This window comes from Pontibacter burrus (genome assembly GCF_010686685.1).
Classification (GTDB): Bacteria; Bacteroidota; Bacteroidia; order Cytophagales; family Hymenobacteraceae; genus Pontibacter; species Pontibacter burrus.
This window is the reverse complement of record NZ_JAAGWD010000006.1, coordinates 346,996-373,923: the sequence shown is the minus strand read 5'-3', so window position 1 is coordinate 373,923 and position 26,928 is coordinate 346,996. Positions and strand designations below refer to the sequence as shown.

The following is a 26,928-nucleotide window of genomic DNA, read 5'->3' as shown; positions in this document are numbered from 1 at the left end:
CCAACTGCTGAAAGCGTATATCCAGCAAAACTTCGCCTCCAAAAACCTCAACATCACCGTCGATACCGTCGTGCGTGAAGAAGTAGGCCAGCACTTCCGCATTGCTGAGATACGGACAGTAAAATAACTATAGACTACCTCAATCATGTCAGGCTTTCTGCTACAAGTGGGAAGCCTGATTTTTTTAACTATGGTTGAATTACCAGTCAATTGGGTTCACCTAATTTCTAAGCCTGCCGGTTGGGTTTAGCGGGTAAGCTGGAATGCGCATACTTAAGAACTTACACTTAAACAAAGGGGCTTTAGCTATTGCAAGGATGTTCTGCCTTATACTATAAGGTGTAGATAGAAGTCTAGTCGCACAGCAAAATCTAGTCTGATTAAACTTTGGAATATAAGAAAAGGAATCTCTGATGGGATGACTGGTCTTTTATTCTTTTAGGATTAAAAAATATTCATAACTGTTTCTCAACTTTTAGCCGAATGAAGAAACTCTACCTTCTCACAGTATTCTTAGTGTGCTGTTACTTTTCCTATGGGCAAACCAAAGGGTTAATCTATAAACCTGCCTCCACTGCAGAAGGAAGGGCCATTCTAGATCCGAACAAGGATGGCTATACTTCCAAGACCACAGCTGGCTTTAAAAGCAATGACCGCGGTAATGGAGAAAGTGAGATCGGCTACAAAGCCATTCCAATTCTGGATAATGAGCCTATACAGGATCCGTTGCGTGGCCCCGGTTGTGGCTTTACAGATATGGTTGACTCTGGCGTAGGAGACCCGGTAATGTTCTACTTTGATGGAGTGAACTTTCTGGTACGCTTTCGCTTGAACAAGTCCTCCCCAAATTCGAAAGGCTACAGCGTATTGATCGACCTAGGTATTTGCCTAAGTTGGCTTAAATCATGGAAGAAACTTATTGCAAGTTAACAGAAGAAAGCAGGAGTGAAGAAAAGCGGTTAAATGTCCAGCACACAGAGCTAAAAAAGAAGCTGGACACACTAGAGCGGCGTTATGCCTTTGGCGAAATCGAGAAAGAGCTATTCACTAAATACAGGTCAGAACTAAAAACAGAATTGCTGGAAATCGAGCGAAATCTGGAAAAGTGCGCACCAGCGTTATCGAATCCCAAAGAGTTCATTAAAATAGGCTTAGAAAAGTCAGTAACTATCTTACAGTCATGGAGTAAAGCGAATGTGCAAGCAAGAAAGTAGCTGCAAGCGATGCTGTTTCCTGAAGGGGTGTATTATGACCGTGAAATGGAAGGTTATCGAACCCAGCGGGTAAATGGATTTTTCGCCCTTTCCAGCCAGATACAGCAGTTTGTGGTGGAAAAAGATAAAGGGAAAAGCGATCAGAATAATCACTTTTCCCTTTCAGTAGTCCGTAGGGGAATCGAACCCCTGTTGCCAGAATGAAAATCTGGAGTCCTAACCCCTAGACGAACGGACCGTTTGTTGCGGTATTGCGGGTGCAAAGATAGAAATTTGTTTCTTGTTTGCAAATAATTTTGCGTGAAAATATTTGTTAAAGCTTAAGTATTGATGACGTAAACTATAGTTAGAGGCTTAACAAATACATTTTTATAGCGTTAGTGTAGTTCTGTAAAGTATTGTAGTTTTACATTATGTAAGAGTTAAACAAAAGAATATGGCAAAACAAGTGCATTTTACAAGTGTAAGTCCGGAAGCCTTTAATCAGCTTAAAGATAAATTGAAGCAATTAGGATTAAGCCTGCAGGGCAACGAGGGTACAATCGATGAAAAAGGCGTGAAAGCACGCTACAACTATAATTCTGACCAGCAAAGTCTTGAAATAAATGAACTTAGTGTCGGTTTTCCTGCCAGCATGATGGTAAATGAAAACAGCCTGGTGCAACGCATGACACAAATGGTGGAAGAGTTTGGCGGACGGATGGCTTAAGGTGTCATCAACATTAATTGTATAGTATCCCGTATAAGTAATTAAAACCAATAGTCAGAACACTACATATAACTATGGAAAACGAATCGAAGCAAAACCAGAATAAGAATAGCAACCAAAGTAGCGATAGCAAGCAGCAAAAAAAGTCTGATGAAAGCGCCTTGAAAGTGTTGCAACCACAGGACATGTCTAAGACAGTAGAGTCTGCTTTGCATGTACTGCAGGGCAACCACGAAAAACTACCAGATCTGTTGCAGGATGTTGGTAATATAATTGTGCGTGCATCACGTAAGTTGTCAACTACACAGCTTGTTTTAATGGCTGGGGCACTAACTATAGGCGCAGTTTTACTTGCACGCCATACTATGGATGATGATTTTGAGTATGCCTCTGAGTAAGACTCATTTAGGTTTTAGAAAGCCTTTGCCATTTGAGCAAAGGCTTTTTTTATTTCCTATCGCATGTATTTATGGTATAACATTTGATAATAGCTCCTATATAGCAAAATGCTATGCATTTAATTAAAATCTATCTAACCATGAAAAAAACAATCTTCATGCTATTGGCTCTTCTTACGATAGGGTTAATGCAGGTACATGCACAGCAACAAGTACTGCCACCATTAGTTAATGTCAATGGTATTGGCGAAGTAAGAGTACAGCCAGACCAGGTAATACTATCGATGGGTGTAGAAGTACGCGAGAAAACACTGGACCAGGCGCGTAAGCAAGTAGATGCCAAAGCCGCCACTATTATTGCGTATCTGAAAAAGCAGGGTGTAAGTGAGAAAGATATCCAGACATCTTACATGAGCGTGTACCCGATTTACAACAGCGGAGAATATGGCCGAACTACTCCTGATTTTTATACTGCCCAGAAAACTATGACTGTACTGGTGCGGAAGTTGAATAAGTTTGACGATTTGATGTCGGGCTTGTATAGCGCTGGCGTGAACAGGGTAGAAGGGGTGCAGTTTAAAGTGGCGGACATTGAGAAATACAGAGTTGAAGCCCGCAAGAAAGCTGTGAATGATGCCAAGCAGAAAGCTACTGCTTTAACAACAGAACTGGGAGCAAAAGTAGGCAGGGTTTACTCTATCAACGAGAGCACGAACGGTGGTCGCCCTATTCCGATGTACGCTGAGGCTGCCATGATGAAGACAATGGATAGTGCGGGTGCTGATGGCCCAAGTATTGCCGGCGGCGAAGTTGTGGTAACGTCTACTGTTAGTGTCAGCTTTATAATAGAAAACTAAACTATAGTTTATAGTAATAAAAAAGGCTTCCGGCGTAAACTGGAAGCCTTTTTTATTACTTCGCAAACTGTTTTATAGTCTTAAATTCACCGTTATCATCTGTCAGGAAAGAGATCGGCTTTTGAGGGTTTTCCAGGATATCTTTTTCACGGATACTCCAGGGTTTCAGCATCTCTTCGAGCATGTGCGCATAAGCCAGTGGCTCAAAAGGGTTAAATACTTCGTTTGTAATGTCATCTATCAGCGAATCCAGTATTAACTGCTCGTCCTCAGGTTTACCAGGTCTTATAAAATAATCCGGTACCACGTTAAAAATATAAGCTGCATAAAACACACGTGCCTTAAATTCAGCAACCTGAATCGGGTGTAACTCCCGGTCTTCTGTAAGCTTATACAACCTGTTTAAAACATTTCGTATAATGCCGTTATCCAACAGCTTACAAACTATAACTACAGGGCCCAGTTTTATGCTGAAACACATGGTGGTCAGTTCATCCTGATACTCAAAAGGTAAGTCATCCTCAGTGGGGGCTACCTGTAGAATAAAAACAGAGCACGGCAGAAAATCTGAGAATTTCATCGGTACGCGCAAGGACTGCAGCACTTGATAAAAGGTTTTGAATTTACCCAGCATCTGTGGGTTCTCGCTTACCGGGTTTTCCGGCATAATCAGCGGATCCTTTTCTTTTATCAGCTCTGTTACCAGCATGCCGTAATACATCTTTCCAATCCATTGGAAAATACGCTTCTGGTCAAGTGTACAGATCCCATCATATTCAGTTTTAGCGGCATCCTCTATTTCACTCTCAAGCGGCAATACATGGTTAAGGTGGCACTGGTCGCAACACGGAATAGTAAGTTGATCAAACGTGGTTACACTTTTATCCAGCATCAGTAGCTCTTTGTTGCGCAGGTTGTACTTGTCCTGCATCCATTCGCCAAATACTGGTGTCCGGTGTTCTTTGGTTATAGTTGTACCACACAAAAAGCAGTTTTCATCTGTAAACTGCATGTTCGTGAAGGGGTCATATAGTTTTAAATCAGGCATAGCTTGTTAAAAATTGCATTGCAAAGATAACAAACAAAGTACTTACCAGTCGGATAACAAAACTATAGTTTATAGTTTGAGAAATGCTTTAAGTTTGATTTGTTCCTGACCTGAATTCTATTGTTGAGACTAGAAGGTAAAGGAGTTGACTTAACTTAACTGCCAGTAGCCAGGCACAATCAAGGATAATAAAATGGGAGTGAAGTGTAGAGGTAGGGAACTATAAAAAGAGAAGCAGCAAGCCTGTAAGCCGGGTTCTGTCGTTTAGCATAAGCCAAACGTCTTATCATTTATCTAGGCCTGCACTCGCGCACAGGCTCCATCGACCTACCCACTGACATCGGACGAGCAGCCCTTAGCCCCGCCGAAACGGAGCACTGTCAGCCTATTTGGTCTTTCAACTCCTAAGGTTTACCCAGCCGGACTGGTAACCCAGCCGCTGGTGCGCTCTTACCGCACCTTTTCACCCTTACCAACACAAGGCTGGCGGTTATTTTCTGTGGCACTGGCTGTATCTGTTTCGTCTCCAAAACAGACCCTTCCCGTTAGGAAGTAGGATGCTCTGCGTTGCCCGGACTTTCCTCTCCTCTAAATAGAGCAGCGATAAGATGGCTTGCTGTTTTCCCTTTTATAGTTTACAAAGGTAAGATTAATTGTTGATTGTTAGTTGTTGATTGTTAAATGGCTGATAGTTAATGTGTTGATCTTTTACAACAACCTTCTAACTTTATAACTTCCCAACTTTCAACCTTATTTAAATCTCACCAGGGTGGCGCCGTAACCGAATTTCTCTTTACGGGCGTCTTCAAAGAACTTGATACCTGGTGTTCGGCTCAGGATTTTCTGTATCTCTTTGCGGAGAATGCCATTACCTGCTCCGTGAATGAATACAATCTCGTGCATGTTGGAAGCCATTGCCCTGTCTAAAGCATCCTGAAAGGTTTCCAACTGTAGTTTCAGCATGGCGCTGTTGCTCATACCACTGTGGTCTTCCGTGAGTTTTTCGATGTGCAGATCGATTTCGTGTTCCGGAGCCTGTAGTTTATAGTTGGTTTCCTTCTGCTCAGCTATTTCTGCCAACTGCTCCTTAATTTTATCAGGATCTATAGTTGTCGGTTTGGTATCTAACTGAAAAAGGTAAGCCTCTTTGTTGATGACCGGAGCTGTTTTCTTGCTTTTATAAAAAGAATTTGCTCTGAACTGCACACGTTTGGTGACCGGTTCAAATAGGGCAGGAGCACCATTTCGGTGTTGTAAGAACTGCACTACTAAGCCTGGCCACTTTTCAAAATCTTTAAGATGATAATGTGAAATTACGCGGGTGGTTTTTGGTGCCAGCTTATCATTTTGCAGGCCTCGGTATTGGTTGTTGCGCTCTTCGCCGGTGGTAAAAAGCAGATCGTAATCGGTGTTATTAACTATAGTTGCAGCCAGTAATTCTTCCGACTGATGCACCATAGCCAGGTAAATGCCTTGCGCTGAGAATACCGGTGCAGGAGGCTGCCTGCGGGTTGGAGCTTCTACCACATCATCGGTGCGCATGTATTTATTTTCTTCAGCTGCAATTACCACAATCTCGCGGCGTGCAACCGGAATCGTAAAGTCATTGTCAATCGCTACTTCCACTATATTGTTGTCCAGTATCCTGGTTATGATGCCTTCTTCACGACCAGACATCAGCCGCACGCGGTCTCCTACGTTCATAGTTTCGTTATTTTTAATGGATGTTCGGTTGTCGTAACTATAAACTATAGCACTCAACTAAAGCAAAGATACGACTGTTTAGAAGTATAGTGCATGAAATTTAAACCCATCCTTCCGGTTGTACTCCAGTGCAGGGGCCGGAATTTTCACGATGCTCAAAACATATAAGGCGGTGTTTAGCACTTTGCTTCTGCCTTTAAAATGCATCAGGTTCAGGTCGGGGCTCAGGTAGTATTGGCGGTGTGCATCAAAGCCTAAACTATGGTTGGTCGCATTGTGATTATACACAATTTCTTCAGCGCCATAGCCTATAGCTATGCTTAACCATTTCGGGTAACGGCTTTCTTCAGCCATGAAATCACCGACGTTCACCGATAGCCAATAAGTCTGCCCGTTATAGTCTTTTAATGCTTGTTCTGCCAGGCTTTTACCCAGTACATTCGGGCGTTCGCCAGCAAAGCGTGTTTTATGGAAACTATACTTGGGCATTATTCTAACTTCGCGCCAGGCAAGCTCCTGAATAACTATAGCTGCAGAGCCTGCCGTGTTTGCCACCAGATCCCCAACCGAAGCGCCATAGTCTTTCTGGTAACCGTCAAAAACCTCGACAGGAGTTTGCAAAACCACACCCAGCAGACCGCCATAAACGATAGCTTTCTTATCCGGCACGCCAGCCCAGCGCAACATGTCAATTCCAGCCCGGCTCTGGTGAAAAGCACCCCAGAAATGCCCGGCTTTGTCTACCTGCTTCCACTGGCTGTTATCGTTAAAAAAATGGAAACTTGTGCGCTCCTGCTCTGCATACCAGGCCTTGTTTAGTCCAACCAGCATAGCCGAATAGCCAACCGTAAAGGCAGTGCCCAGAATATAAAGCCGCTGTTTGTTTAGTTGTGTAGTATCAGTATTATAAGTGTGCGAGGCAAAACCTAAGAAAGGGTTTAATAAAAAGATACTTAAAAAAATACCTGTTACAATTCTTTTGCGGGATAGCATTCACAATGATATAGAAGTTAACTGAAAACCTCAAAATAATACGCAATTAACAACTATACGGATAGTGCTAGAAGCAACCCTGCAAGCCGATTGCCTGCAATAGTCTTGTGATTTATAGTTACCTTAGAGTATGAATTTGTAATGGCATGAATGTTTTAGTAATCGAGGATGAACCCAATGTAGTAGCTTTTGTGAAGAAGGGCTTACAGGAACAGTCGTATGAGGTTGATGTAGCCTACGATGGACAGACTGGTCTGAGCCTTGCCCTCCAGAAAGACTACGCGCTGATTGTACTGGATGTGATTTTGCCGAACAGCAATGGTATACAGGTTTGTCAGGACATCAGAAAACACAACATGCATGTTCCTATCCTGATGCTTACAGCCTTGGGCACTACCGAAGATGTAGTAAATGGACTGGATTCGGGTGCTGATGATTATCTCACAAAGCCTTTTAAGTTTAAAGAACTACTGGCACGGGTGAGAGCTCTTACCCGGAGAAGTAACCTGAGTCAGGCCAGCGGAAAATTAACAGTCGCTGACCTGGAAGTAAATCTTGATACAAAAGCTGTAACACGTAGTGGAAAGCTCATTAACCTGACAGCAAAAGAGTTTTCCTTGCTGGAGTATTTTATCCGGAACAAAGGCAAAGTATTATCCCGCCTGGACCTACTTGAAAATGTGTGGGAGTTAAATTTTGATCTTAGCTCCAACGTAGTAGACGTTTATGTAAACTATCTGCGAAACAAGATTGACAAGGACTTTAACCCAAAACTGATCCACACTGTTATCGGGATGGGTTATGTCCTTAAAGCATAAAACAAGCTAGAATGACTTTCAGAACAAGGCTTACGCTTTCTTTTACGTTACTTTTCGCTTCTATATTCTTTCTCCTTGGTATAGTTGTTTACTATTTCTCTCAACTCTATACCGAAAAAGAGTTTCAGGAGAGGCTGCACGAGAGGGCCCATATTGCCGCACAACTTTACCTGGATGAGGATGAATTAAGCCCCAGAATGATGCAGCGGGTAAGGGAACAGTTCACGAAATCATTGCCCGAAGAGCAGGTGCATATTTATGACAGCAACCGCAAACCGGCATTTAAATTAGGGGAAGTACATTTATCCGGGCTTGATAAAAATTTTGACAGACTGGATAAGCATGGCTTTATTGAATTTACAACGCACCAACGGCAGTGGGTAGGGTGGAAGTATGATGATAATCAAGGGCAGTTTTATGTGCTTGTTTCGGCTGAAGACCTATATGGACAAAGTAAGCAGATTACGCTTAAAAGAATATTAATCATTAGCTTTTTAGGAAGTCTGGTGTTGGTTATAGTTGGGGGCTTATTTTTTACCCGCCAGGTTGTTCAACCTATCAATCAGATTGTAAGGGATGTGAATAATATAAGAGCCTCAAACCTTCATTTACGACTAAAGGAGCAAAGTGGGAGAGACGAGATTGGTAACCTTGTCAGTACGTTTAACCAGATGCTCAACCGGCTGGAGATGTCTTTTGAAATGCAGAAGAACTTTATATCTAATGCCTCCCATGAGCTACGGAACCCCTTAACGGCTATTGGTGGAGAAATTGAGGTCGCCTTACTCAAAAAGCGCGAGCCTGAAGAGTATATTCTGTCGCTCGAAAGAATGCAACGGGAAACAGATCGGCTCGAGAAACTTACAAGCGACTTGCTTGGGCTCGCACAGACAGGCTTTGATCGGGAGAATATGAAGCAAGAGCAGGTTCGAATTGATGAGTTACTGCTAGAATGTGTATCAGAAATACGCCTTGCTTACCCGGAACATGCCATTACCTTGGATTTGCAGAATATGCCATCTGATGCAGGCACGCTTGAAATAACCGGTAACAAAAGCCTGTTACATATAGCGCTTACCAATGTACTTGAAAATGCCGTTAAGTTTTCTGATAACCAGGAGGTAATCATCTTGTTAGAGACAACTACACAGGGAATAAATTTAATAGTAAAAGATAAGGGGATAGGTATCCCTCAACAGGAGTTGCCTCATATCTTCCAGGCATTTTACAGAGCTACTAATGCGCGCGGGCACAAAGGTACAGGCATAGGACTCTCCCTAACAGAGAAGATAATGAAGCTGCACGGCGGCAGTATTGAGGTAAACTCAGTTGAAGGGAATGGCACCCAGGTAGTTTTAAGTTTCTCTAACAGCGTATAAAAGTAAAGGTGGCCAAAAACCACCTTCACAATAAAAAACTGCTCTATTAACCAATACTAAACTCTAATCTATGCTGGTGCGCCGGTTTGCCGGGCAAGCTTTTGCTGGCGGCGCTCTTTCTTTTTGAGTTGTTTTTTATACACGATATCCACAATAAGTGGGAAGATCAGCAGGGTAAGGATAGTGGCACTGATCAGGCCTCCGATCACAACTATAGCCAGTGGTTTTTGGGTTTCTGAACCAATACCGGTTGAAAGTGCAGCAGGTAACAAACCTAGAGCCGCCATCATGGCTGTCATCACCACTGGCCTGGTACGTTCCGCAACGCCTTCTTTAATGGCTTGTACCAGCGGCATATGCTCTTCCAGGTTCTTTCTGAATACCGAAATCAGGATAACCCCATTTTGGACGCATATACCGAGCAAGGCGATAAAGCCTACACCTGCTGAAATACTGAAATTAGTATTGGTAATAAGCAGGGCCAGTATACCACCAATCAGGGCAAAGGGCACATTCAAAAGCACCAGCAGGGCATCCCGGGAGTTGCCAAAGGTGATGAAGAGAATCAGGAAGATAAGTAGTAAGCTTACTGGCAATACTTCTGTCAGACGATCGGTAGCCCGGATCTGGTTCTCAAATTCCCCTTTCCATTCCAGGCGCATGCCCTTATCCAGTTGCACCACCTGATCTACTTTTTCCTGCGCTTCTTTAATCGTGCTACCCAGGTCACGCCCCCGCACTGAGAATTTAACGGCTACGAAGCGGGCATTGTCTTCGCGGTAAACAAAGGCAGGACCTGTTATAGTACCAATTTTGGCTATCTCCTTGAGCGGTACTTTTCCTCCATTACTTGTAGGCACCAGCAGGTTCCCTAACTGTGCTTCATCCTGGCGGTAATCTTTCATGTACCGTACCCGAATGTCAAACTTTTGCTCGCCTTCGTAGAGCTCGCTGGCTGCCTTTCCTCCAATTGCCATTTCAATCACGGATTGGCAGTCGGCTGTATTAACACCATAAGTTGCTATGCGCTGCTGATCGAGTTCAATCCGTAGTTCCGGCTGGCCCAGTAAGCGAATCACCCCCAGGTCATCTATACCTTCCACATGGGCCAGAATGTTGTTAACAGTGTCGGCCAGTGTTTCTAGCTTTTGCAAGTCGTTGCCAAAGATCTTAACAGCCATTGAGCCCTTCACTCCGGATACGGCTTCTTCTACGTTGTCCATGATGGGTTGCGAGAAGTTGAAGCTGATACCCTGGTATACTTCCAGCCGATCCTTCATTTCCTCTGTGAGTTGCTGCTGGGTGATCTTGCGGGTCCACTCACTTTTTGGTTTCAGGTCTACGTGCAGTTCGATGTTGAAGAAGCCGGTTGGGTCAGTTCCGTCGTTCGGGCGCCCGGTCTGTGACAGCACCTGATTCACTTCATCAAACTCCATGATCGTTTTTCTAATCTTCTCGGTCATGGCAATGGATTGGTCCAGAGAAGCACTCATTGGCATGCTGGCACGCACATACACAGCACCTTCGTTCAATTGGGGTAAAAATTCTGTACCCAGAAAGCGGAAACAAAACAGTCCGGTAACTAATACCACTCCGGCCACGGCCAGGCTGGCTCTCTTGTGTAAGTAAGTGAAACTAAAGGCACTATATACCTGGCTGTTCAGGAAATTGACAATTGGGTTATTCTTTTCTTTGACGTTTTTGTTGAGCAGGTAACTCGATAATACCGGTACCAGCGTAAGCGTGAAGATAAGCGCGCCCAAAAGTGCAAAACCCAACGTATAGGCCAGTGGAGAGAACATTTTGCCTTCTACTTTCTCAAACGCGAAGATGGGTAGCAGCGCCGTGATGATGATCAGCTTGGAGAAGAAGATGGATTTTCCCAGATCGGAGGCAGTGCCTTTGATAAGGCCACGCTTGGACAGCCGGTTGAATTTGGGCATGCCCAGTTGGTGTGCTTTCTTGTCCAGCATCACAAATAAACCTTCTACCATTACCACGGCCCCGTCGATAATAATACCAAAGTCGATGGCACCCATTGAGAGCAGGTTAGCCGACATGCCTTTCAGGCGCATGCAGAAAAAGGCAAAGAGCAGTGCAAGTGGGATGATGATAGCTACAATCAGTGTTGTTCGCCAGTCTGCCATAAAAACAAACACAATGATGGTAACTAGCGCGATGCCTTCCAACAGGTTCTTGGTCACCGTATCGGTTGTAAAGCCAATTAGAGTAGATCGGTCATAGAAGGTGTCTATCTGTACATCGGAAGGCAGCACCTGTTCATTCAGCTCTTCGATCTTAATCTTGAGGGCGTCAAGCACCTGGCTGGGGTTTTCGTTTTTACGCATCACCACAATGCCCTGAACCAGATCCTGCTCGTTATCGCGCCCAACATAGCCCAGGCTCGGTAAGTGCGACTCCTGCACCTGCGCCACGTGTTTGATCAGCACCGGTACACCATTCCGGTCACTCACGATCACATTGTTGATCTCCTCAATGTTGTTGAGAAGACCAATGCCGCGCACTACATACGACTGCCCGTTTTTCTCTATCACATCACCGCCAACGTTCACATTGCTATTGGCAATGGCCTCGTAAATATCAAGTGCAGAAATGTTGTACTTTGCGATCAGGCTGGGGTCCAGGCTTACCTCATAGGTCTTTACCTCACCTCCAAAGCTCACAACATCGGCCACACCCGGCACTGCTTTCAGTTGGCGGTCGATCACCCAGTCCTGGATTGTTTTGAGTTCGCGAACATTCTTGGTGTCACTCTTTAAGGTATAGCGGAAGATCTCGCCGGTTGGCCCGGCGGCTGGTTGCATTTCGGCATCAATTCCTTCAGGCAGGTTTACAAGGGTAAGCCGGTTGGCTACTTCCTGGCGTGCCACAAAATCTTCTACATCATCTTCAAAGATCATAGTTACCACTGATAGCCCAAAGAGCGATATTGAGCGCAGACTTGTTTTCCGCGGCACAGAGCTCATCTCCACCTCCAACGGTATCGTGACAAACTTTTCGACTTCCTCTGCGCTACGCCCTGGCCACTGCGTGATGATCTGTACCCGGGTATTAGTTACATCCGGGAATGCTTCAATGGGTGTATTCAGGTAACTAATGATGCCAGCTATAACTAACAGACCTGTTGCAAAAAATATGAAGAGCCGGTTCTTGAGTGAGAAACCAATAATGCTTCTGATAAATGAATTCATAGTCTGTTATTTTGAGTTATTTGCCTGGAATACCAGCAAGGCGTAATCTGTCACTACCCGTTCGCCTTCCTGCAGCCCGCTCAGGATGTAGGCATTCTTGTCTGAGGTCTGGTAGAGCTGTACTTCACGTTTCTCGATATCGCAGCGTTTGCGGAAGACCGTCACGTAGTTTCTGCTTTTATCCATCACCACAGCGTCTGTGGGTATAGACAACATTGTGCGGTTTTCCGGATAGCGTACCGTGACATTGGCAAACATCTCAGGTTTGAGCTCAAAGTCCGTATTTTCAAGTCTAACGCGCACCTTCATCACACGCGTCTCAGGGTCCAGTACATTAAATATTTTATCAATCTTTCCCTTATACACTTTGCCCGGGTAGCTCAAGGCAGTTACATCGGCCTCGTATCCTACTTTTACCTTGACTATATCTGTTTCATAAACATTGGCCAATACCCATATCTCGTTCATGTCCGAGATGGTGAAGAGATTATCGCCGTTGTCAGGCCGAACCTGCATGTCAGTGTTTACATTTTTCTCCACTATAAATCCGGCAGCCGGAGCCTTGATGACATACTCGGAACCATTGCTAATGCTGTAGATGCTGAAAATTTCATTTATCCGCTTCATGCCGGCTTCTGCATTTTGTTTCTCCTGCTTTGCTATTACCAGATCCCGTTCGGGCATCAATCCGGCTTCATACATATCCTGTGTTATGTTCAGGTTCTTTTGGGCTGTCAGTAGGTTAGTTTTGGCGCTTATCATCTGCTCTTCAAAGTCGGCCACCTCACCGCTCCGGATCACGGCCAGTGTTTGCCCCTTTTTTACATAATCGCCTAATTCGGCTTTTACCTGTACTACATGGCCTCCTACCATCGGGAAAATCTTAAAGACGCGCTGGTCTTCAAAAGTTACTTTACCAGATAGGTGCAAAGTGCTTTGTACTTCCTTTAAGCTGGCTGTATCTACTCGTATCATGCTGGAGAGTGTGTCTGAAAGGCAGAACTCTGTAGGCGTTGTGGTGGCTACTGCCGGTTTCGTATCGCAACTGTTCAGTAAAATGGCTGCTGTACCGGCACCAAGTAGAAGTGCGCCGCTTTTTAGTATATGCTTCATGGTTGCTGTGTTTCAGTTAGTAAGTGATGAGCGGGAAACCCACAGTATAGTTGAGCTCTTCAATGGCGCGTATGCGGCTGTTTCGGAGCTGAAGAAGCTGCGTCATGGTTTCGGTATAGGTTTCGTAATAGTCGATAAACTCAATCAGGCTGATGTTGCGCTTGGCAAAATTTTCGGTTACCCCACTGATCAGGCGCTTGAAATCGCTGCTCAGGTTCTGTTCGGATTTGTTGTATAGTTGTTCTGCCTCCCGGAGAGCCTGCAAAGCCTGCATGACCTCGTTTTCTACCTGCAATTGCTGCTGGGCGTATAGTGTTCTACTTCTTTCAAGCTCACTTTTGGCGATTTTGATATTGCCCTGATTGCGGTTCCAGAGTGGCAGCGGCATTTGAAGGGTGATGCCGGTATAGTTGTTCATGATGCTGCCGTTACGGTCGTAGATACCGCCCAGTGATATATCAGGTATAGCCAGCGCTTTTTCGTATTTCACTACAGCCTCCTGGCGCAGGATGCCGGTGCTGGCAGCCTGCAAATCGGATCGGTTTTCCTGAGCCACCTGTAGTGCCTGATCAAAAGTTAACAAACCGGTTTTTACGCCTTCTATAGTTGTCTCGTCTATAGTTGGCAGGAAGAAGGTGTTCGTTGGAGCGGATGTTAATAGACGCAGGTCACTTTGGTTTTGGTTGATCTGGGTTATCAATTCCAGTTTCTGGTTATCCAGTGCCAATAGGAGCGCCTTCAACCGAATCATCTCTTTCAGGGCAACATTGCCTTTCTTGTATTGACCATCAAATGCTGTTACCAACTCCTGCACGGATTGTGCATGTTCGTTGAGGATGTGGTATTGCTGTAGTTGATAATGTAGGTCCAGGTAACTGCTGCGGAGTTCAAGGCGCAGGGTGCGGACCAGGTCATAATACTCGAGTTCGGTAAGTTGGCTGTTAAGCTGTTCCACCCGAATGCGTTTGTTGCGCTGCCCTGCCATGTGAATCAACTGTTGCAGTTGTACAACATTCTGTCCGTTACGACCCGTCTCGAAGTAACGTCCGGTATTTGAATTGTAAATATTCTGCTCTACAGACAGTTCGGGATTCTCAAACAGCTTTGCCTGAATGATGGCCGCCTTCGACGCTTCAATACTATACTTCTGAGCCAGCAAGGGGAGGTTTTGTTGCAGGAAGCGTTGCTCCATATCAGTTAAGCTAACCCGCAGTGTATCGGACGGATTAGGTAATGGTGCCTGCGCTTTTGCCTGCTGTATCAACAGGAAAGCCAGGAGTAAAAGGAATAAGTGAAAACTTCGGGTGAACATACTGCTCTGTTTTTTTGGTTGCCGGCAAAGGTAGAGTCGACATATTAGAGCGGTATTAGACTGAGATTAGACTGAGATTAGAATTCACTTTTTCTGTGGAAATCAGCTATCAACGGTGCTGCTAAGCCGCGTTTTCTCTGGCGAGAAGCCATTAAAAAATTAATGGATATTACAGAAACATCTTCAGGATTTCATGTATAGAAGTATGCTTTTAACCTACCTTATTCAGCAGCTATTCTAACAGCACAATACAGTTTTTGACTTCAAAGTATAGCGCAAATTGAATTATAACCTTATCCATAAAAATACTGTATTAACGGGTGCAAATTGGGTATAGCATAGCGCTACTTCAGCCCTTACGCAACTATATACAGCACATTTATTAAGACTTTTTACCGCGAAGTTGCTGCCAGAAGTGTAGCGCCGGAGCACCTGTTTTTACTTATTCATTCATCTTACCTTATATGAACATAAAAAAAGTACTTGTTGCTAACCGTGGCGAGATCGCCATCCGGGTATTGCGTGCCTGCACCGAGCTGGGCATAAAAACAGTCGCGATTTATACTTACGAAGACCGTTACTCACTGCACCGTTACAAAGCCGACGAAGCCTACCAGGTTGGTAAAGACAATCAGCCACTACAGCCCTACCTGGACATTGATGCTATTATAAAGATTGCGAAAGAGAATGGCGTGGATGCTATTCACCCGGGCTATGGTTTTCTGTCTGAGAACCAGCATTTCTCGCAGCGTTGTGCAGACAACGGAATTAAATTTATAGGGCCAAAGCCTGATGTGATGGCCTCTTTGGGTGATAAGATTGCAGCAAAAAAAGTAGCCCAGCACTGTGAGGTTCCCATTATCCAGAGCAATACGCAGGACCTGAAAACCTATGAAATTGCCCTGGAAGAGGCACACCGAATCGGATACCCGCTCATGCTAAAGGCAGCTGCCGGTGGTGGCGGGCGTGGTATGCGCGTGATCCGGGATGATGAGCAGTTGGAGAAAGGCTTTTTTGAAGCCAAAAACGAAGCCCTGAAAGCTTTCGGCGACGATACGCTTTTCCTGGAGAAGTATGTAGAAAATCCGAAGCACATCGAAGTACAGATCGTAGCCGATAACTATGGCAACATCACACACTTGTTCGAGCGCGACTGCTCTGTGCAACGCCGTTTCCAGAAGGTGGTGGAAGTGGCACCTGCCATCAGCCTGAACGACGAAACCCGCCAGAAACTATACGACTATGCTATTAAGATCTGCTCGGCAGTAAACTATAATAACGTGGGTACGGTGGAATTTTTGGTGGAGCCGCACACCAACAACATCTACTTTATAGAAGTAAACCCACGCATCCAGGTTGAGCACACCGTAACCGAAATGATCACGGGCATCGACTTGATCAAAACGCAGATTTTTATTGCTGATGGTTACCGTTTAGATCACGAAGAAGTGCTGCTGGGACCTAATCATATCGTTCGGGCAAATGGGGTGGCCATACAGTGCCGCATTACTACCGAAGACCCGGAGCAGGATTTCAAACCAGATTATGGTACTATCATTGCCTATCGCAGCGCTGGTGGTTTTGGTATCCGCCTCGACCAGGGCAGTGTGTATCAGGGCGCTAAAGTAAGCCCGTTCTTCGATTCGTTGCTGGTAAAAGTATCGGCGCAGGCGCCAACGCTGAAACATGCGGCCATGAAAATGTCGCGCACGCTGGATGAATTCCGTATCCGCGGGGTGAAGCACAATATCCAGTTCCTGCAGAACATCATCAACCACCCGGAATTTATTTCAGGCGATGCGACGGTTGATTTTGTAAAGAACCACCCGGAGCTGTTCGTGTTCAAGAAGCCGCAGGACAGAGCCACTAAAATGCTCGGTTACCTGGCGGAAGTTATAGTTAATGGCAACCCGGATGTGAAGAAAGTCGATAAAGACAGGGTGCTGACAAAACCGGATTACCACGGCTTTAACCTGAACAAGGAGTATCAACCCGGCACAAAAGACCTGCTAACCCAACTTGGCCCTGATGAGTTCTCGAAATGGCTTCGTAACGATCCGCAGATACATTATACTGATACTACTTTCCGGGATGCACATCAGTCGCTGCTGGCTACGCGCATGCGCACCTTTGACATGATGAAGGTGGCCGAAGCTTTTGCCAAAGACCATCCGCAGACTTTTAGTATGGAAGTTTGGGGCGGCGCTACGTTTGACGTTTGCCTGCGTTTCCTGCACGAAGACCCATGGGAAAGACTAGCCTTAATACGCAAAGCCATACCAAATATTCTGTTGCAGATGCTGATCCGTGGTTCGAATGGGGTAGGTTACAAAGCCTATCCTGATAACCTGATCGAGTCATTTGTAGAGAAGTCGTGGGAGACGGGGGTAGATGTTTTCCGTATCTTCGATTCGCTGAACTGGATGAAGAGCATGGAGCCGTGCATTGATTTTGTACGTAAGCGTACCCAGGGCCTCGCTGAAGTCGCTATCTGCTATACCGGCGATATTCTGGACCCATCCAAAACAAAGTATACGCTGGAATATTACCTGCAAATGGCGAAGCAGATTGAAGACAGCGGAGCGCACATTCTGGCTATAAAGGACATGGCTGGCCTGCTGAAACCTTACGCTGCCAAAGTGCTGGTCGAGGCTTTAAGGGATACTATAAAACTTCCGATACACCTGCACACGCACGATACTTCGTCCATTCAGCCGGCTACCTACCTGAAAGCCATTGAAGCCGGAGTTGATATAGTAGACGTGGCGCTGGGATCTATGTCTGGTCTGACATCGCAGCCAAACTTTAACTCGATGGTGGAGGCCATGCGTTTCCAGGAGCGTCACCGCGAATTTGATCAGCAGAGCCTGAACCGTCATTCCAACTACTGGGAGACCGTGCGCGAGTATTACTATCCGTTCGAGTCTGGTCTGAAAGCCGGTACAGCTGAAGTGTATAACCACGAAATCCCGGGAGGGCAGTACTCTAACCTTCGTCCACAGGCAAATGCGCTGGGCTTAGGCGACAAATGGGAAACTATAAAACAAACTTATGCTGATGTAAATGCCCTGTTTGGCGATGTGGTAAAAGTAACGCCAAGCTCAAAAGTAGTAGGAGATATGGCGCTTTATTTAGTGGCCAACAACCTGACAACAGTAGATGTACTGGAGCGTGGCGAAGAAATTTCATTCCCGGAATCGGTGCAGTCGTTTTTTAAAGGAGAATTGGGCCAGCCGGTAGGTGGTTTCCCTAAAAAGCTGCAGAAGATCATCCTGAAAGATGAACAACCGTTTACTGAACGGCCTAACGAGCACCTGGCCCCGATTGACCTGGATGGTGAGTTTGCAGCGTTTCAGAAAAAATTTGGGGAACAAACCAAGTACACCGATTTCCTGAGCTACCAACTATACCCGAAAGTATACGAAGGCTACCACAAGCACCTGGAGCAGTACGGCGAAGTATCTCAGATCCCGACGCGTCTGTTCTTCTATGGCATGCAACTCGGCGAAGAAGCCATTATTGACATTGCCCGTGGTAAATCAATCGTTATTAAATACCAGTCACTGGGGCCGGTAAATGAGGATGGCATGCGTACGGTATTCTTTAAACTGAACGGTCAGACCCGTAACATTGATGTGCGTGATAAATCGGTGAAGGTTGAGAAAGTAGAACACCAGAAAGTTGATAAAGCCAACCCGAAACAGATCGGTGCGCCGCTGCAGGGACTGCTATCCAAGATTCTGGTAGAAAAAGAACAACCTATCAAGAAGAACACGCCACTGTTTGTGATCGAAGCCATGAAAATGGAGACAACTATAACAGCCTCTTCAGACACGATGATATCGGCAATACATTTAGCAGAAGGCTCCTTAGTGAACACGGATGATCTGGTCCTGACGCTATCATAGTGCTTACATTTTTCTAATTTTTGCACATCCGGCCCAAACTATAGTTTGGGCCGGATGTGCTTTTATATGAGTAACTTATAGTTATAATGGTTGTGGCTTTTAGGCTATATTTTATAGAAAATCCACAAAATTTCGTAGGGAATTAGTAAATTACGCTTTTCTAAGGTCTTGGCGCCCTCAAGCTGTGGTATCACTTTATAAGGTGGGTTGTAGCTGCTGTTCCGTACATGCCTGTAATTACGCATTAAAATCTCTTTAATTGCCGGTAGCTGCGGTAAATCTATCAGTTAAGTATGCAGAACTATCCCAACCTGAGCGTTGATCTTTCTAATTGCGATAATGAGCCTATCCATATTATCGGCCGAATACAACCACACGGTTTCTTAATCATCTTAAACAGGCACACGCTCGAAGTAGAGCAGGCAAGCGATAACATCCACCAGTTTCTGGATGCCGATGCTAAAGCACTGACCGGTAAAACCCTTGAAAGCATAACTACCGGCAATGAATACGATTCGCTGCTGTTACTACTTGGCAACAACAATTCTCAGTATGCTCATATTCTGCAACTGCAGGGACGTAAGTTTTTTGCCTTTTTGCATCTGTCTGAGGGGAGCCTGGTACTGGAGTGTGAGTCATTTGAACACGGCACAAATGATGAAAAGCGCCTGGAAGTGATCAGCACCTATTCCAAACTGCAGATCGACCTTGAGGCGGCTGATTCTCCTGAAATACAATCTCAGTTAGTAGTAGACTTTGTGCAGCGCCTGCTCGACTATGACCGGGTAATGCTCTACCGTTTTGATGAAAACTGGAACGGCGAAGTAATTGCTGAAAAAGTTAAGCCCGGCATTCACTCTTACCTGTATCATCACTTTCCGGCAACTGATATTCCTGCCCAGGCACGTGCATTGCTGGCGCTTAAACCGATCAGACAGATTGCCAATGCTGCAGGTACCGCTGTAAACATTGTGCCTTATATCAATCCAACCACAGGTAAACCTTCCAACATCATCGAGTCGGAGTTGCGTAACCCTTCCGAGATTCACCTGGAGTACCTGCGAAATATGGATGTGCAGGCAACACTTTCTATTTCGGTGCAGATGAAAGGTAAACTATGGGGTATTATAGCGTGTCAGCACCAAACTCCTGTGTTCATAAATTACTGGCGAAGACAACTTTGCCGGAATGTGGCGCAGGCCTATGCCAATGCGCTTATCTCGAAGCAGGAAATGCGCGATGTTAGTTTACTGGAACACAAAAAACAACAGGAGGAACAACTGCTGCGACAGGTTCTTAAAAGCGGAAGTATAAGCGAAGGCCTTTTCTCTGAAGACCTGAACCTATTGCACCTTACAGAAGCCACCGGTGCCGCCCTCTACCTTGATAACCAACTGTATACCAAGGGTATTACGCCAACACACGAGCAGTTACAGGACCTGTTGCAATGGATTACAGAAAATGTACAGAGCAGGGTATTCAGCACCAGAGCGTTGGCAGCTCTTTACCCGGCTGCGGCTGCGTACATCAGTCAGGCAAGCGGCTTGCTGGTACTAGAGATCTCTAAATTCAAGAGAGATTATATTTTGTACTTCAAACCGGAGATACAGGAATCCCGCATCTGGGCCGGTAATCCCGAAAAACCTGTAGTTACTGACAGTGTACGCATTTATCCGCGCAAGTCTTTTAATAAATGGACCGAATTGGTGAAAGGTAAATCGCAGCCTTGGTCTGTGAACGAAGAAGAAATTACGCAGCACCTTTTAAAGGATATGGTGTCGGTCTTACTGAAGAACCAGACAGATGCTTTAACCGGGCTTAATAACGAACTGAAAAAGACCACCAACGCACTGAGTTCAAAAAACAAACGGTTGGAGGAGTTTGCGCATATAATTTCGCATAACCTGCGCTCACCGCTCAGTAACATGCAAGGGCTTTGTAACCTTTACACTACAAAAGGTGAAGTAGCCCACCGCACAGATATTATAGAGATGATGCAAACCATGATCCGGAACATGGCTGCAACTATAGATGATCTTAACCTGATATTGAAAAGCGAATCGGAGCTAGGGTTAGAATGGCAACAGATAGATCTGCAAGAAATTATTGAGAAAGAACTGCAGACAATGAAACCACTTATCCTGCAGACGAATGCTACATTTACCACCGATCTGGCAGTAACTACCATTACAGCTCCCAAGGTTTACATGGAAAGCATCCTGCACAATCTGTTATCCAATGCGCTTAAATACCGGTCGCCGGAGCGCGCACCTGTTGTGCAGGTAAGCACGTGGCAGGAGCGTGACACCATATGGTTGCAGGTATCGGATAATGGATTGGGAATGAACCTGGATAAAGTCGGTGGCCGGCTTTTTGCAATGTACGCAACCTTTCACCGAAATAAAGAGGCCAAAGGGCTTGGGCTGTACCTGACCAAAATGCAGATTGAGGCATTAGGCGGAGCTATAAACGTTGCGAGCGCTCCGGATAAGGGCACGACTTTTATAGTTAGTCTGCCTGTAGCCAAATAATTGTAAGATTAATTTAGAAATACAACATTATGTTTATTGCGCTTAGTACGTTTACCATCGCCAATGATATGGCTGCCGAAGTGAGAGAAGCCTTTAAAAGCAGACCACACCTGGTTGATAATGAAAAAGGTTTCCTGAAGCTGGAGGTCATGTACCCCCAAGAAAACGAAAATGAGATCTGGCTGATGACTTACTGGACTGACGAAGACAGCTACAAAGTTTGGTTTGCCAATCACTACAAAGACTCGCACCATGGTATTCCGAAAGGCTTAAAGTTGGTGCCCGGCAGTACGAAAGTAAGATTCCTGGAGCACGTTTGCGGATAAACTATAAAACCAAAGGAGCGGCTTGTAAAGGCTGCTCCTTTGGTTTTATAGTTTTTGTTACTTGCTATAGGTTAGGCTATTGTGCTATAGTTGCCGAATTCTGACCGTTTCTATAGTTGCTAAACAAGTTCGCTGGCGCCAGTCTCCTGACTCAATTGGCTCTATAGGGACAGGAAATTGTCTGAATCAGGATTTGCAGGATTTTAAGATTTTCAGGATTGGGGATATCGCTATAGTTTGGGCATAATTTCATAGCTACTAATTTAACACCCTGTGAGCTATGCTCACAAATTTCGAACTCCCGTTCTCACTTGTCCTTAAGGGGACTATTGCTGCCATAGCAATAGGTTCTGCTATAGTTTGATAGTTTGCAATTAACCCACCCCAACCCCTCCCAAGAGGGGAATTTCGGTTGTAGCTATAGTTGGGCTATAGTGCTATAGTTACCGTTGGTCATCCCCCTTCAAAGGGGACCTCAACTACTGCTACAGTTCGAACTATAGTTTTATAGTTTCAGACCACGAACAGGCAGGTGCAGCCTGCCCCACGGAGCTACCACCACGGAAAGGCGATGCAACTATAGCAGCTTACAAACTATAGTTTGACTATCGAAAGATCACAGTCTTTGGGTTGAGCGCCTTTGACTTGTTGCGGTGCCGTCAGGCAACACGAGCGCAGCGAGGGTAGCAAGAAGGCAGCAGCGCGATGCCCAAAGACGGGCCCCCGCGGCCGTGAGCGCACCAAAGCAAGAGATGAAACGATAGGGAAGTAGAGCTCCCAGGATAAGAGGTTACTATAGCATTAGACGCTCACAGGAGCTGCGCACACTGTGAGGTCTTCTCCAACTATAGAACTTATAAGATGTCTCGACTTCGCTCGACATGACAAAGGAATAACTATAGTTCGCGATAGATTTCTTACGTTGATCGAAATGACATAAGAGAAACTTTAAGTACTCTGCAATCCCTCATAGTTACCCTATTCGTCAACTCATTCTTCGGCTAATACCCTGGAAAGCTGAATCCCCACTATAGTTTCCGAGTAATAGCAAAAACCAACGCTGCCAGATTCAAAATTTGTAAGGCAGACAGCAGCTTAGACTTTAAACGTAACAAAACCAGCTTATACAAGTTATATAAGTATAGTTTGGAAATATGCTGCATGCATACTATTTTTGGTTCATGCAGCCGGCAGTCTAGTCATCTTCATAATCAAGGCCCATCAGCTTGTTGTACGCTTGCTGCAATTCTGAGAAGGCGTGCAGGTTTCCTTCCTGCCTGCTGATCAGCATTCCTTTTTTATAGATGCGTTCTGCTTCGTCGTTTTGTCCCAACTCTTCGTACAGCTTAGCGGCGTGGTAATACGTACCCACGTAGCGCTCATGCTCGGTCAGGAGTTGCGTGTAGTAAGCAAGTGCTTTATCCTTATCTATGGGGCGATATTCCATAGCTAAGGCATAGATCGTGAAAGGATCATTCGGGTCTTCTTCAAGGAATTTATGAAGCTGTGTTATTCTATCTTGCGACATTTCGATTTGGCTATATTTTACTAACTTCGCGACAAATTTAACTTTTAATAAGCTAACTATTTTATCATATGAAAATATTAGTTTGCATCAGTAACGTTCCGGATACTACTTCCAAGATCAATTTTTCCGGCGATAACAAGTCGTTCGACAAGAACGGTGTACAGTTCGTGATCAACCCTTGGGATGAATACGCACTTACTCGCGCCATTGAATTGAAAGAAGCTAAAGGTGGAACGGTTACAGTTCTGAACGTAGGGGAAGCAGATGCTGAACCAAATATCCGTAAAGCACTAGCAATCGGCGCCGACGATGCGATCCGTGTAAATGCACATCCGAAAGATGCCTACTTTGTAGCACAGCAGATTGCTGCTATAGCAAAGCAGAACAACTACGATATCATCCTGATGGGCAAAGAGTCTATTGACTACAATGGCTTCCAGGTACATAACATGGTAGGCGAGATGCTGGGCATTCCATCAATCACGCCAGCTTTTAAACTGGACTTAGTTGATGATTCGACGGCCCGTTTAGAGCGCGAGATAGAGGGTGGTAAAGAAGTGGTAGAAGTAAAACTGCCATTTGTAGCCAGCGCGCAGCAGCCAATGTCGGAGCCACGCATCCCGAACATGCGCGGTATCATGACAGCCCGTACAAAACCTTTGCAGGTTGTAGAACCAGTAGCTGGCGAAGCTAAAGCTGATTACGTGAGCTACAGCAAGCCGGAGAAAAAAAGCGGCGTGAAAATGATCGACGCAGAAAATGCCGGTGAATTAATCTCATTATTAAGAAACGAAGCTAAAGTACTATAACTATGTCTGTATTAGTATTTGTAGAAGGATTTAACGGCGAGATCAAAAAGTCGTCGTTAGAAGCAGCCACTTACGGCTACCAAGTTGCACAACAGCTTGGTACAACAGCTACCGCAGTAGCCATCGGCGAGGTGCACGAAGATGCGCTTGCTAAACTTGGTGAGCAAGGAATCAGCAAAGTTTTATATGATGCTGACAGCCGCCTGAACCAGTTTGTGGCCGATGCTTATGTAAAAGTAATAGCAAAAGCTGCCCAGCAGGAAAACGCGAAAGTACTGGTGTTCTCTAACTCTAACATTGGTGCTGCAGTAGGTTCTAAACTGGCTGTGCGCTTAAATGGCTCGCTGGCAACTAACGTAACTACACTGCCTAAAACAGATGGCGGTCAGTTTATAGTTACACGCAGCGTATTCTCAGGTAAAGCATTTGCTGATGTAGCCCTTACTTCTGATGTAAAGATTATCGCAGTTAAGAAGAATGCTCTGGAAATAGCAAACGCTGGCAGCGGCGCAGCAACTGTAGAGAAATTTTCTGCTGACCTGACCGACGCTGAATTTGTAGCTGCTCCGAAAGAAACCATTATGCAGGATACCAGCGGCGGTGTATTACTGACTGAAGCTGAAATCGTAGTATCAGGTGGTCGTGGTCTGAAAGGACCAGAGAACTGGCATTTAGTAGAGGATCTGGCAAAAGCACTTGGTGCTGCCACAGCCTGCTCTAAGCCAGTTGCTGACCTTGACTGGAGACCGCATCATGAGCACGTTGGCCAGACAGGTATTGCAGTGAGCCCTAACCTGTACATTGCTATTGGTATTTCGGGTGCTATCCAGCATTTAGCCGGTGTTAACTCTTCTAAAGTTATTGTCGTTATTAACAAGGATCCTGAAGCTCCATTCTTCAAAGCTGCAGATTATGGCATCGTTGGCGATGCTTTTGACGTAGTTCCTAAATTAATAGAGGCTGCCAAAGCCCTGGACAAATAGACTAAGAAGGCTTAATTGTGAAAAAAATTCAATTAGAGATACTCGGGCTCTCTTCCAGCCAGTCGCAGACGGGATCGTTTGCACTTGTGCTAGGTGAGAGAGATGGTAACAGAAGGCTGCCGATCATTATCGGTATGTTTGAGGCACAATCAATCGCGATCCAGATCGAGAAGATAAATCCAAACCGACCGCTTACACACGACCTATTTAAGTCGTTTGCTGAGCAGGTAAATGTAAGCATTACCGAAGTTTTGATATCCGATCTGAAAGAAGGTGTTTTCTACTCCAAGATTATGTGCACCGATGGCGATAAGGAATTTGAACTGGATGCACGTCCGTCAGATGCCATCGCTATTGGGTTACGTTTTGGCGTCCCAATCTATACCGTGGAGAGCGTACTATCAGAAGCAGGCATTATTTTAAGTGATCTGGAAGAAGAGGAGGAAGAGACTGCAGAAGATTCGGCTACTGTTAAAACTTCCGGCTCCGGCAGCACAACGAAAGAGTCACTTCACCAGACCTCGGTTGATGAACTGAACAAAATGCTGAACGAAGCCCTTGAGAAAGAGGACTATGAGAAAGCAGCCAAAATTCGTGACGAGTTGAATAAACGCAATTAAGTATATTTAAAAGATAAGCTAAAAGTCCTGTGCCTGTTGGTGCAGGACTTTTTTTTATAACTTATTAGCCTTACTTTTGGCAAATTTTTAGCCATTCTATGTTCGATATTTTTAGAGGGATAATAGGCCTCGTAGTTCTGTTATCAATTGGTTACCTGTTCTCAACCAGCAGGAAATCCATAAACTGGAAAATTGTTATTTACGGTGTATTTCTCCAGTTACTGTTCGGAATTCTTGTAACCAAAGTACCACTGGTAGCAGATGGCTTCGCCTTTGTTAGCCGGGCCTTTGTAAAGCTGCTCAGCTTCTCTAACGAGGGTGCCAGATTCCTGTTTGGCAACCTTGCCGACCCGGCTCAAAACGCAGGTATCGGGTTTATTTTTGCCTTTAACGTACTACCTACCATTATTTTCTTCTCGGCTGTATCGTCTGGTTTATATTATATGGGCGTGCTGCAGAAGATCGTTTATGGTATTGCCTGGGTAATGTCGAAGGGCATGCGCCTGTCAGGAGCTGAAAGCCTTTCTGCTGCAGGTAACATCTTTATGGGGCAGACCGAAGCACCACTCCTTGTTCGTCCGTTCATACCGCACATGACGCGCTCTGAGCTGATGTGTTTGATGACTGGTGGTATGGCTACGCTTGCGGGTGGCGTATTGGCTGCATATGTTTCCTTTTTGGGTGGAAGCGACCCTGCTCAACAGGCAGTTTTTGCCGCTCACCTGCTTACTGCTTCCATCATGAACGCGCCGGCAGGTATTGTACTGGCTAAAATGCTTGTTCCGGAAACTGAAGAAGATAAAATCAACACCAAGCTTGAAGTAAACCCTGAGCAAATTGGCGTTAACATTATTGATGCCGTATCACGAGGTGCTGCCGATGGTTTGAAACTAGCTGCCAACGTTGGTGGTATGTTGCTTGCCTTTATTGCCGTAATCGGTTTGCTGAACTATGTGCTGATGAAATTTGGTGCTGTTACAGGGCTGAACGAGCTTGTTGTTGCTAGTACCAGCGGCCATTTCGATGGTTTCTCGATGCAGTATATTCTGGGCCAGATCTTCAGGATATTCGCCTTCATAATGGGGGTTCCGTGGGTGGATACGCTGCAGGTTGGTAGCTTGCTGGGGCAGAAAACAGCCATCAACGAGTTTGTGGCTTATCTGGACTTGGCCAATATGAAAAACGAAGGAACGCTTACTACAAAATCTATTATTATGGCAACATATGCCCTGTGCGGATTCTCTAACTTCAGCTCCATTGCCATTCAGGTAGGTGGTATTGGTGGTATGGCCCCAAGCCAGCAAGGTAATATCTCTAAGTTAGGTTTACGTGCCCTTTTAGGTGCTTCTATTGCATGTATGATGTCGGCTACTGTAGCAGGTATGCTGTTCTCTGTATAGTAAACAACCCTTATAACTATAAAAGCGAAAGGCTTCCGATAAACCCGGAAGCCTTTCGCTTTTATA

General features: G+C 45.3%; 21 protein-coding genes, 1 tRNA gene and 1 other RNA gene. 14 read left to right on the top strand and 9 right to left on the bottom strand.

Annotated elements, in window-relative coordinates:
* Positions 1-483 precede the first annotated feature (483 nt).
* Positions 484-930 carry a hypothetical protein gene (locus GXP69_RS15160; RefSeq protein WP_163915916.1) on the top strand — a complete coding sequence of 149 codons (447 nt, stop codon included), beginning with the start codon at positions 484-486 and terminating at the stop codon, positions 928-930.
* Positions 906-1,214: a hypothetical protein gene (locus GXP69_RS15155; RefSeq protein WP_163915915.1), complete on the top strand. Its 309-nt coding sequence runs from the start codon at positions 906-908 to the stop codon at positions 1,212-1,214. Before GXP69_RS15160 ends, GXP69_RS15155 begins: the two co-directional genes overlap by 25 nt.
* 166 nt (positions 1,215-1,380) lie before the next feature.
* On the opposite strand, the gene GXP69_RS15150 is transcribed toward GXP69_RS15155, so the two are convergent.
* Positions 1,381-1,452 (bottom strand) — tRNA-Glu (locus GXP69_RS15150).
* A gap of 198 nt (positions 1,453-1,650) precedes the next feature.
* Between GXP69_RS15150 and GXP69_RS15145 the strand changes: the two genes are divergently transcribed.
* The 3 genes from GXP69_RS15145 to GXP69_RS15135 all read left to right on the top strand — a co-directional run bounded on the left by GXP69_RS15145 (position 1,651) and on the right by GXP69_RS15135 (position 3,178).
* On the top strand, positions 1,651-1,923 hold the full coding sequence (locus GXP69_RS15145) for a hypothetical protein (protein WP_163915914.1): 273 nt from the start codon (positions 1,651-1,653) through the stop codon (positions 1,921-1,923).
* Between the two features lie 74 nt (positions 1,924-1,997).
* Positions 1,998-2,321 carry a hypothetical protein gene (locus GXP69_RS15140; protein WP_163915913.1) on the top strand — a complete coding sequence of 108 codons (324 nt, stop codon included), beginning with the start codon at positions 1,998-2,000 and terminating at the stop codon, positions 2,319-2,321.
* Positions 2,322-2,461: 140 nt separating this feature from the next.
* Positions 2,462-3,178, top strand: coding sequence for an SIMPL domain-containing protein (locus tag GXP69_RS15135; RefSeq protein WP_163915912.1), 717 nt, complete (start codon positions 2,462-2,464; stop codon positions 3,176-3,178).
* A gap of 55 nt (positions 3,179-3,233) precedes the next feature.
* Here GXP69_RS15135 and GXP69_RS15130 read toward each other — a convergent pair whose 3' ends face one another.
* The 4 genes from GXP69_RS15130 to GXP69_RS15115 all read right to left on the bottom strand — a co-directional run bounded on the left by GXP69_RS15130 (position 3,234) and on the right by GXP69_RS15115 (position 6,761).
* Positions 3,234-4,226: a hypothetical protein gene (locus tag GXP69_RS15130; protein ID WP_235925741.1), complete on the bottom strand. Its 993-nt coding sequence runs from the start codon at positions 4,224-4,226 to the stop codon at positions 3,234-3,236.
* A 230-nt stretch (positions 4,227-4,456) separates the two neighbouring features.
* An RNA gene (rnpB, locus tag GXP69_RS15125) (RNase P RNA component class A) lies at positions 4,457-4,846 on the bottom strand.
* Positions 4,847-4,976: 130 nt separating this feature from the next.
* Complete coding sequence (locus GXP69_RS15120; protein WP_163915911.1) at positions 4,977-5,930, bottom strand: Smr/MutS family protein; 954 nt, start codon at positions 5,928-5,930, stop codon at positions 4,977-4,979.
* A gap of 78 nt (positions 5,931-6,008) precedes the next feature.
* Entirely contained in the window at positions 6,009-6,761 is a 753-nt protein-coding gene (locus tag GXP69_RS15115) for a DUF2279 domain-containing protein (protein WP_235925740.1), read from the bottom strand.
* 308 nt (positions 6,762-7,069) lie between these two features.
* On the opposite strand from GXP69_RS15115, the gene GXP69_RS15110 reads away from it, so the two are divergent.
* Both GXP69_RS15110 and GXP69_RS15105 read left to right on the top strand, forming a co-directional pair.
* The gene (locus tag GXP69_RS15110) at positions 7,070-7,741 is read left to right on the top strand and encodes a response regulator transcription factor (protein WP_163915909.1); all 672 of its coding nucleotides are present in this window, start codon (positions 7,070-7,072) and stop codon (positions 7,739-7,741) included.
* 11 nt (positions 7,742-7,752) lie between these two features.
* Positions 7,753-9,120, top strand: coding sequence for a sensor histidine kinase (locus GXP69_RS15105; RefSeq protein WP_163915908.1), 1,368 nt, complete (start codon positions 7,753-7,755; stop codon positions 9,118-9,120).
* Positions 9,121-9,188: 68 nt separating this feature from the next.
* On the opposite strand, the gene GXP69_RS15100 is transcribed toward GXP69_RS15105, so the two are convergent.
* From GXP69_RS15100 to GXP69_RS15090, 3 genes are read right to left on the bottom strand one after another with little or no spacing between them, the layout of a single operon-like run.
* Positions 9,189-12,332 (bottom strand): efflux RND transporter permease subunit, encoded by a 3,144-nt coding sequence (locus tag GXP69_RS15100; protein WP_163915907.1) that lies wholly within the window; start codon positions 12,330-12,332, stop codon positions 9,189-9,191.
* 6 nt (positions 12,333-12,338) lie between these two features.
* Entirely contained in the window at positions 12,339-13,445 is a 1,107-nt protein-coding gene (locus GXP69_RS15095) for an efflux RND transporter periplasmic adaptor subunit (protein WP_163915906.1), read from the bottom strand.
* A gap of 16 nt (positions 13,446-13,461) precedes the next feature.
* Positions 13,462-14,757: a TolC family protein gene (locus GXP69_RS15090; protein WP_163915905.1), complete on the bottom strand. Its 1,296-nt coding sequence runs from the start codon at positions 14,755-14,757 to the stop codon at positions 13,462-13,464.
* A 464-nt stretch (positions 14,758-15,221) separates the two neighbouring features.
* On the opposite strand from GXP69_RS15090, the gene GXP69_RS15085 reads away from it, so the two are divergent.
* From GXP69_RS15085 to GXP69_RS15075, 3 genes are all read left to right on the top strand, one after another.
* Complete coding sequence (locus GXP69_RS15085; RefSeq protein ID WP_163915904.1) at positions 15,222-18,665, top strand: pyruvate carboxylase; 3,444 nt, start codon at positions 15,222-15,224, stop codon at positions 18,663-18,665.
* 293 nt (positions 18,666-18,958) lie between these two features.
* Complete coding sequence (locus tag GXP69_RS15080) at positions 18,959-21,196, top strand: ATP-binding protein (protein ID WP_163915903.1); 2,238 nt, start codon at positions 18,959-18,961, stop codon at positions 21,194-21,196.
* A 29-nt stretch (positions 21,197-21,225) separates the two neighbouring features.
* On the top strand, positions 21,226-21,522 hold the full coding sequence (locus GXP69_RS15075; protein ID WP_163915902.1) for an antibiotic biosynthesis monooxygenase family protein: 297 nt from the start codon (positions 21,226-21,228) through the stop codon (positions 21,520-21,522).
* A 1,195-nt stretch (positions 21,523-22,717) separates the two neighbouring features.
* On the opposite strand, the gene GXP69_RS15070 is transcribed toward GXP69_RS15075, so the two are convergent.
* Entirely contained in the window at positions 22,718-23,050 is a 333-nt protein-coding gene (locus GXP69_RS15070) for a tetratricopeptide repeat protein (protein ID WP_163915901.1), read from the bottom strand.
* A 68-nt stretch (positions 23,051-23,118) separates the two neighbouring features.
* Here GXP69_RS15070 and GXP69_RS15065 point away from each other — a divergent pair, with 68 nt between their 5' ends.
* The 4 genes from GXP69_RS15065 to GXP69_RS15050 all read left to right on the top strand — a co-directional run bounded on the left by GXP69_RS15065 (position 23,119) and on the right by GXP69_RS15050 (position 26,862).
* Positions 23,119-23,859 carry an electron transfer flavoprotein subunit beta/FixA family protein gene (locus GXP69_RS15065; RefSeq protein WP_163915900.1) on the top strand — a complete coding sequence of 247 codons (741 nt, stop codon included), beginning with the start codon at positions 23,119-23,121 and terminating at the stop codon, positions 23,857-23,859.
* A gap of 2 nt (positions 23,860-23,861) precedes the next feature.
* Entirely contained in the window at positions 23,862-24,842 is a 981-nt protein-coding gene (locus GXP69_RS15060; protein ID WP_163915899.1) for an electron transfer flavoprotein subunit alpha/FixB family protein, read from the top strand.
* A 17-nt stretch (positions 24,843-24,859) separates the two neighbouring features.
* Positions 24,860-25,462, top strand: coding sequence for a bifunctional nuclease family protein (locus GXP69_RS15055; RefSeq protein WP_163915898.1), 603 nt, complete (start codon positions 24,860-24,862; stop codon positions 25,460-25,462).
* 98 nt (positions 25,463-25,560) lie between these two features.
* A complete protein-coding gene (locus GXP69_RS15050; RefSeq protein ID WP_163915897.1) occupies positions 25,561-26,862 on the top strand; it encodes a NupC/NupG family nucleoside CNT transporter in 1,302 nt (433 codons plus the stop codon).
* Positions 26,863-26,928 lie beyond the last annotated feature (66 nt).

Bases quoted from the DNA above. Each gene is read 5' to 3' on its own strand.
- GXP69_RS15085 (WP_163915904.1), top strand. From the start codon at position 15,222: ATGAACATAAAAAAAGTACTTGTTGCTAACCGTGGCGAGATCGCCATC.
- GXP69_RS15060 (WP_163915899.1), top strand. From the start codon at position 23,862: ATGTCTGTATTAGTATTTGTAGAAGGATTTAACGGCGAGATCAAAAAG.
- GXP69_RS15095 (WP_163915906.1), bottom strand. From the start codon at position 13,445: ATGAAGCATATACTAAAAAGCGGCGCACTTCTACTTGGTGCCGGTACA.
- GXP69_RS15105 (WP_163915908.1), top strand. From the start codon at position 7,753: ATGACTTTCAGAACAAGGCTTACGCTTTCTTTTACGTTACTTTTCGCT.
- GXP69_RS15145 (WP_163915914.1), top strand. From the start codon at position 1,651: ATGGCAAAACAAGTGCATTTTACAAGTGTAAGTCCGGAAGCCTTTAAT.
- GXP69_RS15155 (WP_163915915.1), top strand. From the start codon at position 906: ATGGAAGAAACTTATTGCAAGTTAACAGAAGAAAGCAGGAGTGAAGAA.
- GXP69_RS15065 (WP_163915900.1), top strand. From the start codon at position 23,119: ATGAAAATATTAGTTTGCATCAGTAACGTTCCGGATACTACTTCCAAG.
- GXP69_RS15120 (WP_163915911.1), bottom strand. From the start codon at position 5,930: ATGAACGTAGGAGACCGCGTGCGGCTGATGTCTGGTCGTGAAGAAGGC.
- GXP69_RS15070 (WP_163915901.1), bottom strand. From the start codon at position 23,050: ATGTCGCAAGATAGAATAACACAGCTTCATAAATTCCTTGAAGAAGAC.
- GXP69_RS15075 (WP_163915902.1), top strand. From the start codon at position 21,226: ATGTTTATTGCGCTTAGTACGTTTACCATCGCCAATGATATGGCTGCC.
- GXP69_RS15135 (WP_163915912.1), top strand. From the start codon at position 2,462: ATGAAAAAAACAATCTTCATGCTATTGGCTCTTCTTACGATAGGGTTA.
- GXP69_RS15130 (WP_235925741.1), bottom strand. From the start codon at position 4,226: ATGCCTGATTTAAAACTATATGACCCCTTCACGAACATGCAGTTTACA.
- GXP69_RS15050 (WP_163915897.1), top strand. From the start codon at position 25,561: ATGTTCGATATTTTTAGAGGGATAATAGGCCTCGTAGTTCTGTTATCA.
- GXP69_RS15100 (WP_163915907.1), bottom strand. From the start codon at position 12,332: ATGAATTCATTTATCAGAAGCATTATTGGTTTCTCACTCAAGAACCGG.
- GXP69_RS15140 (WP_163915913.1), top strand. From the start codon at position 1,998: ATGGAAAACGAATCGAAGCAAAACCAGAATAAGAATAGCAACCAAAGT.
- GXP69_RS15080 (WP_163915903.1), top strand. From the start codon at position 18,959: ATGCAGAACTATCCCAACCTGAGCGTTGATCTTTCTAATTGCGATAAT.
- GXP69_RS15090 (WP_163915905.1), bottom strand. From the start codon at position 14,757: ATGTTCACCCGAAGTTTTCACTTATTCCTTTTACTCCTGGCTTTCCTG.
- GXP69_RS15110 (WP_163915909.1), top strand. From the start codon at position 7,070: ATGAATGTTTTAGTAATCGAGGATGAACCCAATGTAGTAGCTTTTGTG.
- GXP69_RS15115 (WP_235925740.1), bottom strand. From the start codon at position 6,761: ATGCTGGTTGGACTAAACAAGGCCTGGTATGCAGAGCAGGAGCGCACA.
- GXP69_RS15160 (WP_163915916.1), top strand. From the start codon at position 484: ATGAAGAAACTCTACCTTCTCACAGTATTCTTAGTGTGCTGTTACTTT.